We start from the raw sequence: 16,516 nt of genomic DNA, 5'->3' as shown, positions 1-16,516 counted from the left end.
GCGCGGTTTTCGTCTCTGCTTCGATATTTCGCATGGATCTGGATTTCTGGTGGTTGCTCGCGATTCCGGTCGCATTCGCGCTCGGTTGGGCGGCGTCACGCTATGACCTGAAGAATCTCCTGTCGGAGAGTGCCAACCTGCCGCGCTCGTATTTTCGCGGCCTGAATTTTCTGTTGAACGAACAACCGGACAAGGCGATCGATGCGTTCATCGAGGTGGCCAAGCTCGATCCCGAGACGGTCGAGCTGCACTTCGCGCTCGGCAACCTGTTTCGCCGTCGCGGCGAGACCGACCGCGCGATCCGCGTGCACCAGAACCTGCTGAGCCGCACCGATCTGCCGGTCAACGAGCGCGACCACGCGCTGTACGAACTGGGCCAGGACTTCCTGAAGGCCGGCCTGCTGGATCGCGCCGAAGAGGCGTTCCACAAGCTCGCGGACGGCGACTACGCGCTCGGCGCACAGCGGGCGTTGCTGACGATCTACGAGATCGAGAAGGACTGGAACAAGTCGATCGACACGGCCAAACGCATCGAATCGATGAGCGACAAGCCGCTCGGCATCGAAATTGCGCAGTTTCACTGCGAACTCGCGCAGGACGCGCTGCAGCGCAAAAATGCCGCAGCGGCGGCCGAGCAACTGCGCCTTGCGCTGACCGTGAATCCGCAGAACGTCCGTGCGACGGTTCTGTCCGGCGATGCGGCGGAAGCGGCAGGCGACCACGCGGCCGCGATCGAGTACTGGAAGCGCGTCGAAGCGCAGAATCCGGCGTATCTGCCGCTCGTCGCCGACAAACTGATGAAGGCGTACGTCGCACTCGGCAAGAACGTCGAAGGCGCGGAGCTGCTGATGGGGTACGTCGATCGTTATCCGTCGAACGACCTGCTCGACATCGCCTATCAGCATATCGCCGGGTTGCGCGGCCAGGATGCCGCGCACACGCTCGCGCGCACGCAGATGGAAAAGTCGCCGAACCTGTCGGGGATGCTGCACCTGCTCGATGCGCAGATCGCGGCGGCCGACGAACCGCGTCGTAAGGAACTTGAAATGATGCGTGCGCTGATCAAGCAGCGCACGAAAAATCTGCCACGGTATACGTGCCAGAATTGCGGTTTCCGGGCACGGCTCTTCTACTGGCAGTGCCCCGGCTGCAGCGGCTGGGAAACCTATGCGCCGCGCCGCGTCGAACCTGCGATGCCGGGCTGATCCCGGCGCGCGGAGCCAACGCGCAGCGGTTGCCGCCGGGCTCGTCCCGGCGGCCAAGTTAGTCAATTACCGGGAAGTACCGGAACATCTATGAAAATCACCATCATCGGCACCGGCTATGTCGGTCTCGTCACGGGCGCCTGCCTCGCGGAGATCGGTCACGACGTCTTCTGTCTCGACGTCGATCCGCGCAAGATCGACATCCTGAACAACGGCGGGATGCCGATTCACGAACCGGGGCTGCTGGACATCATCGCGCGCAACCGCACGGCGGGGCGCCTGCGCTTCTCGACCGACATCGAGGCGAGCGTCGCGCATGGCGAGATCCAGTTCATCGCGGTCGGCACGCCGCCCGACGAGGACGGCTCGGCCGACCTGCAATACGTGCTCGAGGCCGCGCGCAACATCGGCCGCCACATGACGGGCTTCAAGGTGATCGTCGACAAGTCGACGGTGCCGGTCGGCACCGCGCAACGCGTGCGCGGCGTGGTCGACGAGGCGCTTGCCGCACGCGGGCTCGCGGGCAGCGTCGCGCATCGCTTCTCGGTCGTATCGAATCCGGAATTCCTGAAGGAAGGCGCCGCGGTCGAGGACTTCATGCGTCCGGACCGGATCATCATCGGCGTCGACGACGACGAAACCGGCACGACCGCGCGCGAGAAGATGAAGAAGCTCTACGCGCCGTTCAACCGCAATCACGAGCGCACGATCTACATGGACGTGCGTTCGGCCGAGTTCGCGAAGTATGCGGCGAACGCGATGCTCGCGACGCGCATCTCGTTCATGAACGAGATGTCGAATCTCGCCGACAAGGTCGGCGCGGACATCGAGGCCGTGCGACGCGGGATCGGCTCCGATCCGCGCATCGGCTATCACTTCCTGTACGCGGGCGTCGGCTACGGCGGCTCGTGCTTCCCGAAGGACGTCCAGGCACTGATCCGCACTGCGGGCGAGAACGGCCAGCCGCTGCGCATCCTGGAGGCCGTCGAGGCCGCCAACCATGCGCAGAAGGACGTGCTGATCGGCAAGATCGAGCAGCGCTTCGGCGCCGACCTGACGGGCCGCGAGTTCGCGGTCTGGGGCCTGGCGTTCAAGCCGAACACCGACGACATGCGCGAGGCGCCGAGCCGCCGCCTGATCGCCGCGCTGCTCGAACGCGGAGCAACCGTGCGCGCGTACGATCCGGTCGCCGTCGACGAAGCGCGGCGCGTGTTCGCGCTGGATTTCGGCGACGATGCGCACGCACTGGCGCGGCTGCATCTCGTCGACACGCAGGATCTCGCGGTCACCGGCGCGGATGCGCTCGTGATCGTGACCGAGTGGAAGGAATTCCGCAGCCCCGATTTCACGCGCCTGAAGGCCGAACTGAAGGCGCCGGTGATCTTCGACGGGCGCAACCTGTACGAGCCGGACGCGATGGCCGAGCTGGGCATCGACTATTACGCGATCGGCCGGCCGTACGTCGATCCCCAGTCGTCCTCCCGTGGCTGAACGTACGATGAATACTCTTCGCGAAATCGTTCCGGTGCCGCGCGAGCAACTCGCGCGCTCGCGTGTGCTCGTCGTCGGCGACGTGATGCTCGACCGTTACTGGTTCGGCAACGTCGACCGCATTTCACCTGAAGCGCCGGTGCCGGTCGTGCACGTGCAGCGCCAGGAGGAGCGGCTCGGCGGCGCGGCCAACGTTGCACGCAATGCCGTGACGCTCGGCGGTCAGGCCGGCCTGCTGTGCGTCGTCGGTTGCGACGAACCCGGCGAGCGGATCGTCGAGCTGCTCGGCAGCAGCGGCGTGACGCCGCATCTCGAGCGCGATCCCGCACTCCCGACCACGATCAAGCTGCGCGTGCTCGCGCGCCAGCAGCAACTGCTGCGCGTCGATTTCGAGGCGATGCCGACGCACGAGGTGCTGCTCGCGGGGCTCGCACGCTTCGACGTGCTGCTGCCGCAGCACGACGTCGTGCTGATGTCGGATTACGCCAAAGGCGGCCTCACGCACGTGACGACGATGATCGAGAAGGCGCGTGCGGCCGGCAAGGCGGTCCTGGTCGACCCGAAGGGCGACGACTGGGCACGCTATCGCGGCGCATCGCTGATCACGCCGAATCGTGCGGAACTGCGCGAGGTGGTCGGGCAGTGGAAATCGGAAGACGACCTGCGCGCGCGCGTCGCGAATCTGCGTGCGGAGCTCGGCATCGACGCGCTGCTGCTCACGCGTTCGGAGGAGGGCATGACGCTCTTTTCCGCGGGCGGCGAACTGCATGCGCCGGCGCTCGCGCGCGAGGTGTTCGACGTGTCGGGCGCGGGCGACACCGTGATCGCGACGGTCGCGACGATGCTCGGCGCCGGTGTGCCGCTCGTCGACGCCGTGGTGCTCGCGAATCGCGCGGCAGGCATCGTGGTCGGCAAGCTCGGCACGGCCACCGTGGATTACGACGAACTGTTTCACTGAGCGCATTCGGCGGCGCGACGAGCGCGCCGCACGCATGGCTCGCACTTTTCAGGCAGGACGATCATGACCCTCATCGTCACCGGCGCAGCCGGTTTTATCGGCGCGAACATCGTCAAGGCGCTCAACGAGCGCGGCGAGACGCGCATCATCGCGGTCGACAACCTGACGCGCGCGGACAAGTTCCGCAATCTCGTCGACTGCGAGATCGACGACTATCTCGACAAGACCGAATTCGTCGAACGCTTCGCGCGCGGCGATTTCGGCAAGGTACGCGCGGTATTTCATGAAGGCGCCTGTTCGGACACGATGGAAACCGACGGCCGCTACATGATGGACAACAACTTCCGCTACAGCCGCGCGGTGCTCGATACCTGCCTCGCGCAGGGCACGCAGTTCCTGTATGCCTCGTCGGCCGCGATCTACGGCGGCTCGACGCGTTTCGTCGAGGAGCGCGACGTCGAGGCGCCGCTGAACGTGTACGGCTATTCGAAGTTCCTGTTCGACCAGGTGATCCGTCGCGTGCTGCCGGGCGCGAAGAGCCAGATCGCGGGCTTCCGCTATTTCAACGTGTACGGCCCGCGCGAGACGCACAAGGGCCGCATGGCGTCGGTCGCGTTCCACAACTTCAACCAGTTCCGCGCGGAAGGCAAGGTGAAGCTGTTCGGCGAGTACAACGGCTATGCGCCGGGCGAGCAGACGCGCGATTTCGTGTCGGTCGAGGACGTGACCAAGGTGAACCTGTTCTTCTTCGATCATCCGGAGAAGTCGGGCATCTTCAATCTCGGCACGGGCCGCGCCCAGCCGTTCAACGATATCGCGTCGACGGTCGTGAACACGCTGCGCGCGCTCGACAACCAGCCGCCGCTGACGCTCGCGCAGCAGGTCGAGCAGGGCTTGATCGAATACGTGCCGTTCCCCGATGCGCTGCGCGGCAAGTATCAGTGCTTCACGCAGGCCGACCAGACGAAACTGCGCGCGGCCGGCTACGACGCACCGTTCCTGACCGTGCAGGAAGGCGTCGATCGCTACGTCCGTTGGCTATCCGGCCAGGTTTAAACCGGCGCGTCACATCGATAGACTGGGTCTCACGGTCGGCAGCCGCCGGCCGTTTTTCTTCGGAGATCCAGCACATGATCAGGAAATGGTTTGCCGCGGCGGTCATGCTCGGTGCGGTGGCGTCGACCTGGGCGGCCGTCGACGTCAACACCGCGAACGAGGATGCGCTCGTCGGCATCAAGGGCATTGGCCCGGCGCGGGCGAAGGCGATTCTCGACGAGCGCGGCGCACACGGTCCGTTCAGGAATGCGGACGATCTCGCCACGCGCGTGAAGGGCATGGGCGGGCATACCGTCGAGCGGCTTCAGCAGGAAGGGCTGACGATCGGTGCGGCGGCCGGTACGGGTACGACGCCGCCGGCCGCGGGCAAGCCGGCGGCGGCAAAGCCCGCCGCCGCACCGGCCCGCACGGCGCAGAAATAACGGGTCGCACATACCCGACACAGGGCTCCTTCAGCCGCCGTCGTTGCGACGGCTTCCCGCGGCATGCCGCGGGTTTTTTGCGTGCGGCGGGCTGCGCGACGATCGCGAACCGCGCGGCGCGCGTATTCCATCGTCGTAATGGGGTTGCCGGCGCGCGTGCCGGTGCTGGTTTACAATCGATCGATTGATCGGCCTCGCACTCACGGTATATCCATGGCTTACAAAACTATCGAAGACACGATCGGCAATACGCCGCTCGTGCAACTGGTCCGCCTGCCGGACGACGAGATTCGCGCGCGCAACAACGTGCTGCTCGCGAAGCTCGAGGGTAACAATCCGGCCGGTTCCGTGAAGGATCGCCCGGCGCTGTCGATGATTAGCAAGGCCGAGGCGCGCGGGCGCATCAAGCCGGGCGATACGCTCATCGAGGCGACGAGCGGCAACACGGGCATCGCGCTCGCGATGGCCGCGGCGATCCGCGGCTACAAGATGGTGCTGATCATGCCGGAGGATCTGTCGGTCGAGCGCCGCCAGAGCATGGCCGCTTATGGCGCCGAAATCATCCTGACGCCGGTGAAGGGCGGGATGGAGCTGGCGCGCGATCTCGCGGAGCAGATGCAGCGCGAAGGCAAGGGCGTGATCCTCGACCAGTTCGGCAATCCCGACAATCCCGTCGCGCACTACGAAGGAACGGGGCCGGAGATCTGGCGCGATACCGAAGGGCGCATCACGCACTTCGTGTCCGCGATGGGCACGACGGGCACGATCATGGGCACGTCGCGCTACCTGAAGGAACAGAATCCGGCGATCGAAATTATCGGCGCGCAGCCGGAAGACGGCTCGCGTATTCCGGGCATCCGCAAGTGGCCGGAAGCGTACATGCCGACCATCTTCGATCGCAGCCGTGTCGATCGCGTCGAAAGCGTGAGCCAGGCGGCGTCGGAAACGATGACGCGCCGGCTTGCGGCGGTCGAAGGCATCTTCGCGGGCATTTCGTCGGGCGGCGCATGCGAAGTCGCGATGCGCATCGCACGGCAGGTCGAGAACGCGACGATCGTGTTCATCGTCTGCGATCGCGGCGACCGCTACCTCTCCACGGGCGTGTTTCCCGCCTGAGCGAGAGCGGGGCGCGATTCGCGCGTCGATAAAAAAGCGCCGCGTTCCGTGAACCGCGGCGCTTTTTCTTTGGGCGACCAGCGCTTACTGCGGCTGCGCGTCGTCGGCGGCCGGTTGCAGCGCGCCATTGGCTTCCATCTGCGCCTTCACGGCCTCGCCGAGCTGGTACACGGCGAGCGCGTAGAAGAAGCTGCGGTTGTAGCGCGTCAGCACGTAGAAGTTCTTCAGGCCGAGCATGTATTCGGTCGCGCGCCCCGGCGTCGGCAGGTCGACCACGGTCACCGGCGTGCCGGCTTCGGCCGTGATGTTGACCGTCGGCTCGTTCAGCGTCATGCCCGCGCGCAGCAGTTGCGACAGTGCCCAGTGCGGTTCCGGCTGGCCGTCCGCGGCGGCCTGCGCGATGCCCAGGCTGCCCGTGTCGGGCGTGATCTGCCAGACCACCGGGCGGTCGGTTTCCCAGCCGTGCTGCTTCAGGTAGTTCGCGACGCTGCCGATCGCATCGACAGGACTGCTGCGCAGATCGACGTGGCCCGTACCGTCGAAGTCGACCGCGTATTCGCGGATGCTGCTCGGCAGGAACTGAGGAATCCCGATCGCGCCGGTGTACGAGCCGAGCACGGTGGTCGGGTCGAGCTGGTTGTCGCGGGTCCAGACCAGGAAGTCTTCGAGGTTCTTGCGGAACGTGGCCTGGCGGCTGTCGCGATTCGGCGTGTCCGGGTAGTCGAACGTCAGTGTAGTCAGCGCGTCGAGCACGCGGAAATTGCCCATGTAGCGGCCATAGATGGTCTCGACGCCGATGATGCCGACGATCACCTCGGGCGGCACGCCGAACTGCTCGGACGCGCGCTGCAGCGTCGCCTGGTTCGCCTTCCAGAACTTCACGCCGGCGTTGATGCGGATCGGTTCGATGAAGCGCGAGCGATAGACGCGCCAGTTCTTGACCGAAGGCGTGGGCGCGGGCCGCACGAGCTTGACGGCCGTCGCCGAGTAGCTGATGCGCGAGAACAGCGCATGCAGGCTCGCCGAATCGAAGCCGTTGCGGCTCACCATCTCGTCGATGAACGCGTCGACCTTCGCGTTGTTCGCGTACCGCTGCGGAACGATTTCCTCTTCGAAAGTCTGGCCTTGCGGCGTCGGCTGCTGCGGCTGGGCCTGCGCGACGAGCGTGCCGGCGGGCTTCGCCGGCTGCGTCTGCGCGACGGCAGGCGCGGTGCCGAGGGCCGTGGCGATGGCAGCGGCGACGAGCGGAGCGTGAACGCGGAACAGCGCGGAGAGAAGGGCGGCAGGCTTGCTGGAATTCATGTCGAAGCGGGCGGACAGGGCGATGGTGTTCGGCGCAGTATACCCGACGCATCCGGCGCGCCGGGCCGAAGCGGGCCCCCGTTGTGGTAAGTTAGCGGCGAATTCGCGGCAGACGATGGACATCATTGAGGGAGACCTGCGGCGCACCCTGCGCCACGGATGACAGCTTATGGCAACCGCTTTCTATACGCACCCCGACTGCATGCTGCACGAGATGGGGGAGTGGCATCCGGAATGCCCGGCCCGCCTGTCGGCGATCCAGGATCAACTGATTGCGAGCCGCATCGACGACCTGATCGTGCACGAAACCGCGCCGTTCGCGAGCGAGGTCGCGCTGGGCCGCGTGCATACGCAGGCGCACATCGACTACATCCGCAGCATGACGCCGGTCGACGGTTACGTCGAGATCGATCCCGATACGCTGATGAATCCCGACACGTGGCGCGCGGCGCTGCGCGCGGCCGGCGCCGCGATCGCGGCGACCGACGCGGTGATCGAGGGCCGCTATGCGAATGCGTTCTGCGGCGTCCGCCCGCCCGGCCATCATGCGGAGCCTGCCCGAGCGATGGGCTTCTGCTTCTTCAACAACGTCGCGATCGCCGCGCGGCACGCACTGGACGTACACGGCATCGAACGGGTCGCGATCATCGATTTCGACGTGCACCACGGCAACGGCACCGAGGCGGCGTTCGCGAACGACGAGCGCGTGCTGATGTGCAGCTTCTTCCAGCATCCGCTGTATCCGTTCTCGGGCGTCGATCATCAGGCGCCGAACATGGTCAACCTGCCGATGCCCGCGCGCAGCAACGGGATGGCGATCCGCGAAGCCGTCGACATGTTCTGGCTGCCGCGCCTCGACGCGTTCAAGCCGCAAATGCTGTTCGTGTCGGCCGGCTTCGACGCGCATCGCGAGGACGACATCGGCAATCTCGGTCTCGTCGAGGCCGACTTCGAATGGCTGACCGCGCAGATCGTCGAGGTGGCGCGCCGGCATGCGCAGGGCCGCATCGTCAGCTGCCTCGAAGGCGGCTACAACCTGTCCGCGCTGGGGCGCAGCGTCGTCGCGCACCTGCGCGTGCTGGCCGGGATCTGATCCTCGCTCGACCGGTCGGGCCGAGGCGCGCTCAGCGTGCCGGCACGCGCGCGTGAATCCATGCGATCAACGCGTCGATCACGCGATCGCGTTCGAGATCGTTCATCGTTTCGTGGAAGCCGCCTTCGTACAGCGTCAGCGTACGGTCGGGCGAGCCGACGCGTGCGCCGAACGCGCGGCTGCCGTCGGGTTCGGTCAGCTTGTCCTCGGTGCCGTGATAGACGAGCACCGGCACGCGCAGCGTGTCGCGGCCGTTTTCGATGCGCGCCATCGCGTCGAGAATCTCCGCACCAGTGCGTGCGGGCACGGCGCCGTGATGCACGAGCGGGTCGGCGCGATTGGCCGCGACGATGGCCGGATCGCGCGACAGCAGCGCCGCATCGATCCTGATCGCGGGGAAAGTGGGCCACACGCGGCTGATGACGCGGCTGACGGCGAGCATCCAGCGCGGCACGTCGCGCCCGGGCGCAAGCGCCGGACTCGACAGCACGAGGCCCGTCAGCGCGTGGCCGCGTACCGGTGCACGTTCGATCGCGTAGAGCGCCGCGATCGCGCCGCCCATGCTGTGTCCCATCAGGAACAGCGGCGCGTCGCCGCGCGCGGCTTCGGCGAACAGCGCGTCCGCATCGTTCAGGTAGTCGTCGAAACGTTCGACCCAGGCTCGCTTGCCGGGCGAGTGGCCATGCCCGCGCAGATCGATCGCCAGCACGTCGATGCCGGCCGCGTTCAGCCGGCCGGCGAGTGCGGCATGGCGGCCCGCGTGTTCGGCGAGGCCGTGCACCAGCGCGATCGTCGCGCGCGGCGGCGCGGCGCCGTCGCCGGCCGGCCAGCGGTACGACGCCAGTTCGAGCCCGTCGGCGGTACGCAGCCGGCCCATCCGCGACGCGGGCGCCGATCCGGCGGTGGCGGGTGCGGCGGCCGGCGTGGTGGTCGTGCTCATCGGGCGTGTCCCCTGTTCGTTGGTCAGTGTTCCGGATCATAGTCGCGGGATTCTCGCGAGCGCCCAGCGGCGCCCCTCTAATTTCATTTGGTTATGAAAAGATCGAAATCGATTATTAAGGGGAATGAGGGGTTTGCGGTAAAATCGCCGGTTATTCCAGATGCATCGGCGGCCGACTGGCGGGCCAACTCGCCGGCCGGCCGCCGTTTTGTTTACATGATCGAATTGCGCAATCTTTCGCAGCGTTTCCCCGGCCCGGGCGGCTGGGTCGAAGCGTTGCACAACGTCAACCTGACGATCCCGCAGGGCGAGGTGTTCGGCATCATCGGCCGAAGCGGCGCAGGCAAGAGCACGCTCGTGCGCACCATCAACCTGCTCACGCGGCCGACCGAAGGCAATGTCGTCGTCGGCGGGCGCGATCTCACGCTGCTGTCGGCCGGCGCGCTGCGCGAAGCGCGCCGCGAAATCGGCATGATCTTCCAGCACTTCAACCTGCTGTCGTCGCGCACGGTGTTCGACAACGTCGCGCTGCCGCTCGAGCTGGCCGGCGCGAGCCGTGCCGACATCGAAGCCGCGGTGCTGCCGCTGCTCGACCTGGTCGGGCTGTCCGCGCAGAAGGATCGCTATCCGGCGCAGATCAGCGGCGGGCAGAAGCAGCGCGTCGGCATCGCCCGCGCGCTGGCGAGCCAGCCGAAGGTGCTGCTGTCGGACGAGGCGACGTCGGCGCTCGACCCCGAAACCACGCGTTCGATCCTCGACCTGCTGAAGCGCATCAACCGCGAGCTCGGCCTGACGATCGTGCTGATCACGCACCAGATGGAAGTGATCAAGCAGGTCTGCGATCGCGTGGCGGTGCTCGATGCGGGGCGCGTGGTCGAGGAAGGCCGCGTGATCGACGTGTTTCTGCAGCCGCATCACGAAGTGACGCGCGCGCTGATCGGCGACGTGATCGCGCAGGAGTTGCCGCCCGCGCTGAAGGCACGCGTGGCCGAGCGGCTGAAGACGGGCAGCGGGCATCTGCTGCGGCTCGCGTTCACGGGCTCGGGCGTCGACCAGCCGATCCTGTCGGAGACGATCCGCCGGTACGAACTCGATTTCAACATCCTGCATGGCCAGATCGACGAGATCCAGGGGCAGGCATTCGGTTCGCTCGCGGTGCTCGCGGGCGGCGAGCCGGGCAAGGTCGGGCAGGCGCTCGCGTTCCTGCGCGAGCAAGGTGTGGTGGTAGAGGAGCTTTCGTATGTTGAGTGAGATGTTCGATATGTTCGTGCAGTCGTTCTGGGAGACGCTGATCATGGTCGGCATTTCCGGGGCGGTCGGCGCGCTCGTCGGCCTGCCGCTCGGCGTGCTGCTCTACCTGACCGATCGCCAGGGCGTGCTGCAGAATCTCGCGGTCAATCGCGTGCTCGGCGGCATCGTGAACGCGGTCCGCTCGACGCCGTTCATCATCCTGCTGGTCGCGGTGATTCCGTTCACGCGGCTCGTTACCGGTTCGTCGATCGGCACGGCCGCGGCGGTCGTGCCGCTGACGCTCGCGGCCGCGCCGTTCATCGCGCGTCTCGTCGAAACCGCGCTGCGTGAAGTCGATCGCGGGCTGATCGAGGCCGCGCAATCGATGGGCGCGACCACGTCGCAGATCGTATTCAAGGTGCTGTTGCCCGAATCGCTGCCGGGCGTCGTCGCGGGCCTGACGATCACGTTCGTGTCGCTGGTCGGCTATTCGGCGATGGCGGGCGCGATCGGCGGCGGCGGGCTCGGCGATCTCGGGATCCGTTACGGTTACCAGCGCTATCTGCCGGAAGTGATGTGGACGGTCGTCGCGATCCTGATCGTGTTCGTGCAGATCGTGCAATCGCTCGGCGACTGGCTGGTGCGCCGGCTGAGCCACAAATAAGATCAGACCGATTCGATAGGGGAGAGACGATGCAACGACGCTTCATGCTGAAATTCGCGGCGGCGCTGGGCGCGGCCGCACTGTTCGCGGGCGCGCAAGCCCGGGCCGAAACCATCAAGGTCGGCGTGACGGGTGGCCCGCACGCGCAGATCATGGAAGTGGTGAAGAAGGTCGCGGCGAAGGAGGGGCTCGAGATCCGCATCGTCGAATTTTCCGACTACGTGCAGCCGAACGCCGCGCTCGCGTCGGGCGACCTCGACGCGAACAGCTACCAGCACGATCCGTATCTGCAGGCGCAGGTGAAGGATCGCGGCTACAAGCTGATCAAGGTCGCGGATACCGTCACGTTTCCGATGGGCATCTACTCGAAGCGCGTGAAGTCGCTGGCCGAGCTGAAGCCGGGCGCGCGCGTCGCGGTGCCGAACGATCCGACCAACGGCGGCCGCGCGCTGCTGTTGCTGCAGAAGCAGGGGCTGCTGAAGCTGCGCGCGGATGCGGGGTTGAAGGCGACGCCGCTCGATATCGTCGACAATCCGCGCAAGCTGAAGATCGTCGAGCTCGATGCGGCGCAGATTCCGCGCTCGCTCGGCGACGTCGACGCGGCGGCGATCAATACCAACTACGCAATGGAAGCGGGGTTGAAACCGAAGCAGGACGCGATCGCGATCGAGGGCCCGAGCGGCCCGTACGCGAACATCCTCGCGATTCGCGACGCGGACCGGAACAAGCCGTGGGTCGCCAGGCTGATTGCGGCCTATCACTCGGCCGACGTGAAACAGTTCATCGAAGGCAAGTTCGGCGGCGCGGTCATTGCCGCCTGGTAACGGCCGCAGCACGGGACGCCCGGAGCGATTAGAGTCGATGATCGAAAACCCGGGCTTTGCGTCCGGGTTTTTTCTCTTTTAAAATAGAACGACCGTTCGCTATCATTGGCGCGTCGCCAAGAAGCGGTATCCTCGACAACCATCATGGTTGGGTCCGCCTGGCCGCGCAGTCATGAGGCCTCGCTTAAAATGGCCTCTGGTCGTATTCGTAACTTTGGAGCGTGTGCATGAAAATCCTGGTGCCAGTGAAAAGAGTGGTCGATTACAACGTGAAGGTCCGCGTGAAGTCGGACAACACGGGTGTCGACATCGCGAACGTGAAGATGTCGATGAACCCGTTCGACGAGATCGCCGTGGAAGAAGCCGTGCGCCTGAAGGAAGCGGGCGTCGCGACCGAAGTGATCGCGGTGTCGGTGGGTGTGACTCAAGCGCAGGAAACGCTGCGCACGGCGCTGGCGATCGGCGCGGATCGCGCGATCCTCGTCGAGTCGAACGACAGCGTCGAGCCGCTGGCCGTCGCGAAGATCCTGAAGGCACTGGTCGACAAGGAACAGCCGCAACTGGTGATCCTCGGCAAGCAGGCGATCGACGACGATTCGAACCAGACGGGCCAGATGCTGGCCGCGCTCGCAGGTCTGCCGCAGGCGACGTTCGCGTCGAAGGTGACGATCGCCGACGGCAAGGCAACCGTTGCGCGCGAAGTCGACGGCGGCGCGGAAACGCTGTCGCTGACGCTGCCGGCGGTCGTGACGACCGACCTGCGCCTGAACGAGCCGCGCTACGTGACGCTGCCGAACATCATGAAGGCGAAGAAGAAGCCGCTGGAAACCGTGAAGCCGGAAGACCTGGGCGTGGACGTCGCGCCGCGTCTGAAGACGCTGAAGGTGGCCGAGCCGCCGAAGCGCGCGGCCGGCGTGAAGGTGCCGGACGTGAAGACGCTGGTCGAGAAGCTGAAGACCGAAGCCAAGGTGCTGTAAGAGGGAGCGCAAGGAAATGACGATTCTGGTGATTGCAGAACACGACAACGCGTCGATCAAGGCCGCGACGTTGAACACGGTGGCGGCGGCAGCGAAGATCGGTGGCGACATCCACGTGCTGGTCGCGGGCCACAACGCGCAAGCGGCGGCCGACGCGGCAGCGAAGATCGCGGGCGTGTCGAAGGTGCTGCTGGCCGACGCGCCGCAACTGGCCGAAGGCCTGGCGGAAAACGTCGAGGCGACCGCGCTGAACATCGCGAAGGACTACTCGCACATCCTCGCGCCGGCGACGGCCTACGGCAAGAACGTCGCGCCGCGCATCGCCGCGAAGCTGGACGTCGCGCAGATCTCGGACATCACGGCGGTCGATTCGGCCGACACGTTCGAGCGCCCGATCTACGCGGGCAACGCGATCGCGACCGTGCAGTCGAGCGATCCGATCAAGGTCATCACGGTGCGTGCGACGGGTTTCGATCCGGTGGCGGCGGAAGGCGGCAGCGCAGCGGTCGAGAAGATCGAAGCGGCGGCCGACGCCGGCAAGTCGCAGTTCGTGAGCCGTGAAGTGACGAAGCTGGACCGTCCGGAGCTGACGTCGGCGAGCATCATCGTGTCGGGCGGCCGCGGTCTGGGCAGCGGCGAGAACTACACGAAGGTGCTGGAGCCGCTGGCGGACAAGCTGTCGGCAGCGCTCGGCGCGTCGCGCGCGGCAGTCGACGCCGGCTACGTGCCGAACGACTACCAGGTCGGCCAGACGGGCAAGATCGTCGCGCCGCAGTTGTACATCGCGGTCGGTATCTCGGGTGCGATCCAGCATCTGGCCGGGATGAAGGATTCGAAGGTGATCGTCGCGATCAACAAGGATCCCGAAGCGCCGATCTTCAGCGTGGCCGATTACGGCCTCGTCGGCGATCTGTTCTCGCTCGTGCCGGAGCTCGTGAACGAGCTCGGCTGACGCGGCGTGACGCTTCAGCGGTAAGCACACGAGAAGAGGGGCGCGATGAGCGCCCCTTTTTCGCTGTGTCGTCGCGGAAGCGGCGCGAGCGTCGTTTGCCTGGAAGATCCGCGATCGTACTGTGCCGTGCCGAACATATCGTCGCGTACACCCGACGGGCAGCGTCGGTTCGCTCGCCGTCCAACGAGAGCATGCGCACGTTGACTGAAGCGTCGCGCCGAGTCGGTACTCGCACTCGCACTCGCACTCGCACTCGCAGTCACGGAAACGAGAAAAGCGCCCTAGGGCGCCTTTCTCGTCGATGCAACGGGCCCGCCTCGCCGCGGGCCGTTCCGATTTACGCGTAGGCCGGGCGCGCTTGGCCGGGCGCGTCCTTCAGGTAACGATGCACCGACAGGTCGTCGGCCTGGATCGCCGGCATCTTGCCCGAGATCAGGTCCGCGAGCAGTTGGCCCGAGCCGCACGACATCGTCCAGCCGAGCGTGCCATGGCCGGTGTTCAGGAACAGGTTCGACACCGGCGTGCGGCCGACGATCGGCGTGCCGTCCGGCGTCATCGGGCGCAGGCCCGTCCAGAACGTGGCCTTCGACGTGTCGCCGCCGCCCGGGAACAGGTCGTTCACGCACATCTCGAGCGTTTCGCGGCGTGCGGCGCGCAGCGTCTTGTCGAAGCCGACGATTTCCGCCATCCCGCCGACGCGGATGCGCTGGTCGAAGCGCGTGATCGCGATCTTGTAGGTTTCGTCGAGCACGGTCGACACCGGCGCGGCGGCTTCGTCGACGATCGGCGCGGTGATCGAATAGCCCTTGAGCGGATAGACGGGAATCTTCATCAGGTTCGAGACGAAGCGCGTCGAGTACGAGCCCAGCGCGACGACGTACGCGTCGGCACGCACCGTCTCGCTGCCGCATTGCACGCCGGCGATCTTGCCGCCCGCGATCGCGAGCGCATCGATCGGCGTGTTGTAGCGGAACTTCACGCCGAGCGATTCGGCGAGCGCGGCGAGGCGCGTCGTGAACAACTGGCAATCGCCGGTTTCGTCGCCCGGCAGGCGCAGGCCGCCCGTCAGCTTGTGCGAGACGGCGGCGAGCGCCGGCTCGGCTTTTTTCAGCTCGGCCGGCGACAGCAGTTCGAACGGCACGTTCGCTTCCTGCAGCACGGCGATGTCCTTCGCCGCGCCGTCGAGTTGCTGCTGCGTGCGGAACAGTTGCAGCGTGCCGCCCGTGCGGCCTTCGTACTGGATGCCGGTATCGGCGCGCAGCGCCTGCAGGCAATCGCGGCTGTATTCGGCGAGACGGACCATGCGGCTCTTGTTCACCGCATAGCGCTCGGCCGTGCAGTTGCGCAGCATCTGGACCATCCACTGGAGCTGGAAGCGCGTGCCGTCGAGGCGGATCGCGAGCGGCGCGTGCTTTTCGAACATCCACTTGACGGCCTTCAGCGGCACGCCGGGCGCGGCCCACGGCGCCGCATAGCCGGGCGAGATCTGGCCTGCATTCGCGAAGCTCGTCTCCAGCGCCGGGCCGGCTTCCCGGTCGATCACCGTGACTTCGTGGCCGGCGCGCGCGAGGTAATACGCGCTTGCCACGCCCACCACACCGCTGCCCAGAATGACGACTCGCATAGCTGCTCCAGATGGAAGGAATCAGGTCGAGGCCGGGCGCACCCGCGGCTCCGTGTTACCTCTAGCTGATCTAGTTTTTTGCGCTATGGTATTGTCGAATCTGCAGTTTTTGTTATTGTATTTTTCTGGTTTTCAGCATAAACAAATGAGAACGCAACGTCAGCCCGTACGCTCGCTCGACAAGCTCGACCGGCGCATCCTGAAACTGCTCCAGGACGACGGCCGGATGGCGATGAAAGACCTCGCGGAACAGGTCGGACTGACCGTCACGCCGTGCATCGAGCGCGTGCGGCGCATGGAGCGCGATGGCGTGATCACCGGCTATCACGCGCGGGTCGACCCGGGGCAATTGGGCGCCGCGCTGCTGGTGTTCGTCGAGATCACGCTCGGCCACAAGGGCGGCAACATGTTCGAGCAATTCCGCCGGGAAGTGATGAAGATCGACGAGGTGCTCGAATGCCATCTCGTCTCCGGCGATTTCGACTACCTGATCAAGGCGCGAATCGGCGAGATGGCCGACTACCGCAAGCTGCTCGGCGACATCCTGCTGCAGTTGCCGGGCGCCGTGCAGTCGAAGAGCTATGTCGTGATGGAGGAAATCAAGGAAACGCTGACGATCGCCGTCGGCGAGTGACGCACCGGCGGCCGGCCGTCGGGCCCTT

General features: G+C 66.1%; 16 protein-coding genes. 13 read left to right on the top strand and 3 right to left on the bottom strand.

Annotated features, from left to right (window positions below):
- Nucleotides 1–32: 32 nt before the first annotated feature.
- From lapB to cysM, 6 genes are all read left to right on the top strand, one after another.
- Nucleotides 33–1,205 (top strand): lipopolysaccharide assembly protein LapB, encoded by a 1,173-nt coding sequence (gene lapB / locus LGM42_RS15795; RefSeq protein ID WP_059574064.1) that lies wholly within the window; start codon nt 33–35, stop codon nt 1,203–1,205.
- A 90-nt stretch (nt 1,206–1,295) separates the two neighbouring features.
- Nucleotides 1,296–2,696: a UDP-glucose dehydrogenase family protein gene (locus LGM42_RS15790; protein WP_059574063.1), complete on the top strand. Its 1,401-nt coding sequence runs from the start codon at nt 1,296–1,298 to the stop codon at nt 2,694–2,696.
- A 7-nt stretch (nt 2,697–2,703) separates the two neighbouring features.
- The gene (gene rfaE1, locus LGM42_RS15785) at nt 2,704–3,654 is read left to right on the top strand and encodes a D-glycero-beta-D-manno-heptose-7-phosphate kinase (protein ID WP_059574062.1); all 951 of its coding nucleotides are present in this window, start codon (nt 2,704–2,706) and stop codon (nt 3,652–3,654) included.
- A gap of 63 nt (nt 3,655–3,717) precedes the next feature.
- On the top strand, nt 3,718–4,710 hold the full coding sequence (rfaD, locus tag LGM42_RS15780; RefSeq protein ID WP_060313159.1) for an ADP-glyceromanno-heptose 6-epimerase: 993 nt from the start codon (nt 3,718–3,720) through the stop codon (nt 4,708–4,710).
- Between the two features lie 74 nt (nt 4,711–4,784).
- Nucleotides 4,785–5,132, top strand: coding sequence for a ComEA family DNA-binding protein (locus LGM42_RS15775; RefSeq protein WP_226232634.1), 348 nt, complete (start codon nt 4,785–4,787; stop codon nt 5,130–5,132).
- A gap of 213 nt (nt 5,133–5,345) precedes the next feature.
- Nucleotides 5,346–6,248 (top strand): cysteine synthase CysM, encoded by a 903-nt coding sequence (gene cysM / locus LGM42_RS15770; protein WP_059574060.1) that lies wholly within the window; start codon nt 5,346–5,348, stop codon nt 6,246–6,248.
- An 84-nt stretch (nt 6,249–6,332) separates the two neighbouring features.
- Here the strand turns inward: cysM and mltB are convergent, their stop codons facing one another.
- Nucleotides 6,333–7,676, bottom strand: a complete 1,344-nt coding sequence (gene mltB, locus LGM42_RS15765) for a lytic murein transglycosylase B (protein WP_226232633.1) — start codon at nt 7,674–7,676, stop codon at nt 6,333–6,335.
- A gap of 43 nt (nt 7,677–7,719) precedes the next feature.
- Here mltB and LGM42_RS15760 point away from each other — a divergent pair, with 43 nt between their 5' ends.
- Nucleotides 7,720–8,643 carry a histone deacetylase family protein gene (locus LGM42_RS15760; protein WP_059574058.1) on the top strand — a complete coding sequence of 308 codons (924 nt, stop codon included), beginning with the start codon at nt 7,720–7,722 and terminating at the stop codon, nt 8,641–8,643.
- A gap of 31 nt (nt 8,644–8,674) precedes the next feature.
- On the opposite strand, the gene LGM42_RS15755 is transcribed toward LGM42_RS15760, so the two are convergent.
- Nucleotides 8,675–9,583: an alpha/beta hydrolase gene (locus LGM42_RS15755; RefSeq protein ID WP_226232632.1), complete on the bottom strand. Its 909-nt coding sequence runs from the start codon at nt 9,581–9,583 to the stop codon at nt 8,675–8,677.
- A gap of 216 nt (nt 9,584–9,799) precedes the next feature.
- Between LGM42_RS15755 and LGM42_RS15750 the strand changes: the two genes are divergently transcribed.
- The 5 genes from LGM42_RS15750 (at nt 9,800) to LGM42_RS15730 (ending at nt 14,230) form a co-directional block, all read left to right on the top strand.
- Nucleotides 9,800–10,834 (top strand): methionine ABC transporter ATP-binding protein, encoded by a 1,035-nt coding sequence (locus LGM42_RS15750; protein WP_059574056.1) that lies wholly within the window; start codon nt 9,800–9,802, stop codon nt 10,832–10,834.
- Entirely contained in the window at nt 10,824–11,477 is a 654-nt protein-coding gene (locus tag LGM42_RS15745; RefSeq protein ID WP_059574055.1) for a methionine ABC transporter permease, read from the top strand. The genes LGM42_RS15750 and LGM42_RS15745 overlap by 11 nt, the downstream gene beginning before the upstream one ends.
- Before the next feature lie 29 nt (nt 11,478–11,506).
- Nucleotides 11,507–12,301, top strand: coding sequence for a MetQ/NlpA family ABC transporter substrate-binding protein (locus LGM42_RS15740; RefSeq protein ID WP_059574054.1), 795 nt, complete (start codon nt 11,507–11,509; stop codon nt 12,299–12,301).
- Nucleotides 12,302–12,528: 227 nt separating this feature from the next.
- Complete coding sequence (locus tag LGM42_RS15735; RefSeq protein ID WP_021157446.1) at nt 12,529–13,278, top strand: electron transfer flavoprotein subunit beta/FixA family protein; 750 nt, start codon at nt 12,529–12,531, stop codon at nt 13,276–13,278.
- Between the two features lie 16 nt (nt 13,279–13,294).
- Nucleotides 13,295–14,230: an electron transfer flavoprotein subunit alpha/FixB family protein gene (locus LGM42_RS15730; RefSeq protein ID WP_059638223.1), complete on the top strand. Its 936-nt coding sequence runs from the start codon at nt 13,295–13,297 to the stop codon at nt 14,228–14,230.
- Nucleotides 14,231–14,567: 337 nt separating this feature from the next.
- On the opposite strand, the gene LGM42_RS15725 is transcribed toward LGM42_RS15730, so the two are convergent.
- Nucleotides 14,568–15,854 carry a D-amino acid dehydrogenase gene (locus LGM42_RS15725; RefSeq protein WP_226232631.1) on the bottom strand — a complete coding sequence of 429 codons (1,287 nt, stop codon included), beginning with the start codon at nt 15,852–15,854 and terminating at the stop codon, nt 14,568–14,570.
- 145 nt (nt 15,855–15,999) lie between these two features.
- On the opposite strand from LGM42_RS15725, the gene LGM42_RS15720 reads away from it, so the two are divergent.
- Complete coding sequence (locus tag LGM42_RS15720) at nt 16,000–16,488, top strand: Lrp/AsnC ligand binding domain-containing protein (RefSeq protein WP_012492860.1); 489 nt, start codon at nt 16,000–16,002, stop codon at nt 16,486–16,488.
- The last annotated feature ends 28 nt before the right edge of the window (nt 16,489–16,516 follow it).

Source organism: Burkholderia sp. AU39826, assembly GCF_020419965.1.
GTDB classification, from domain to species: Bacteria; Pseudomonadota; Gammaproteobacteria; order Burkholderiales; family Burkholderiaceae; genus Burkholderia; species Burkholderia semiarida.
The sequence above is the reverse complement of the archived record's forward strand: the minus strand, read 5'-3'. Positions and strand labels throughout refer to the sequence as shown.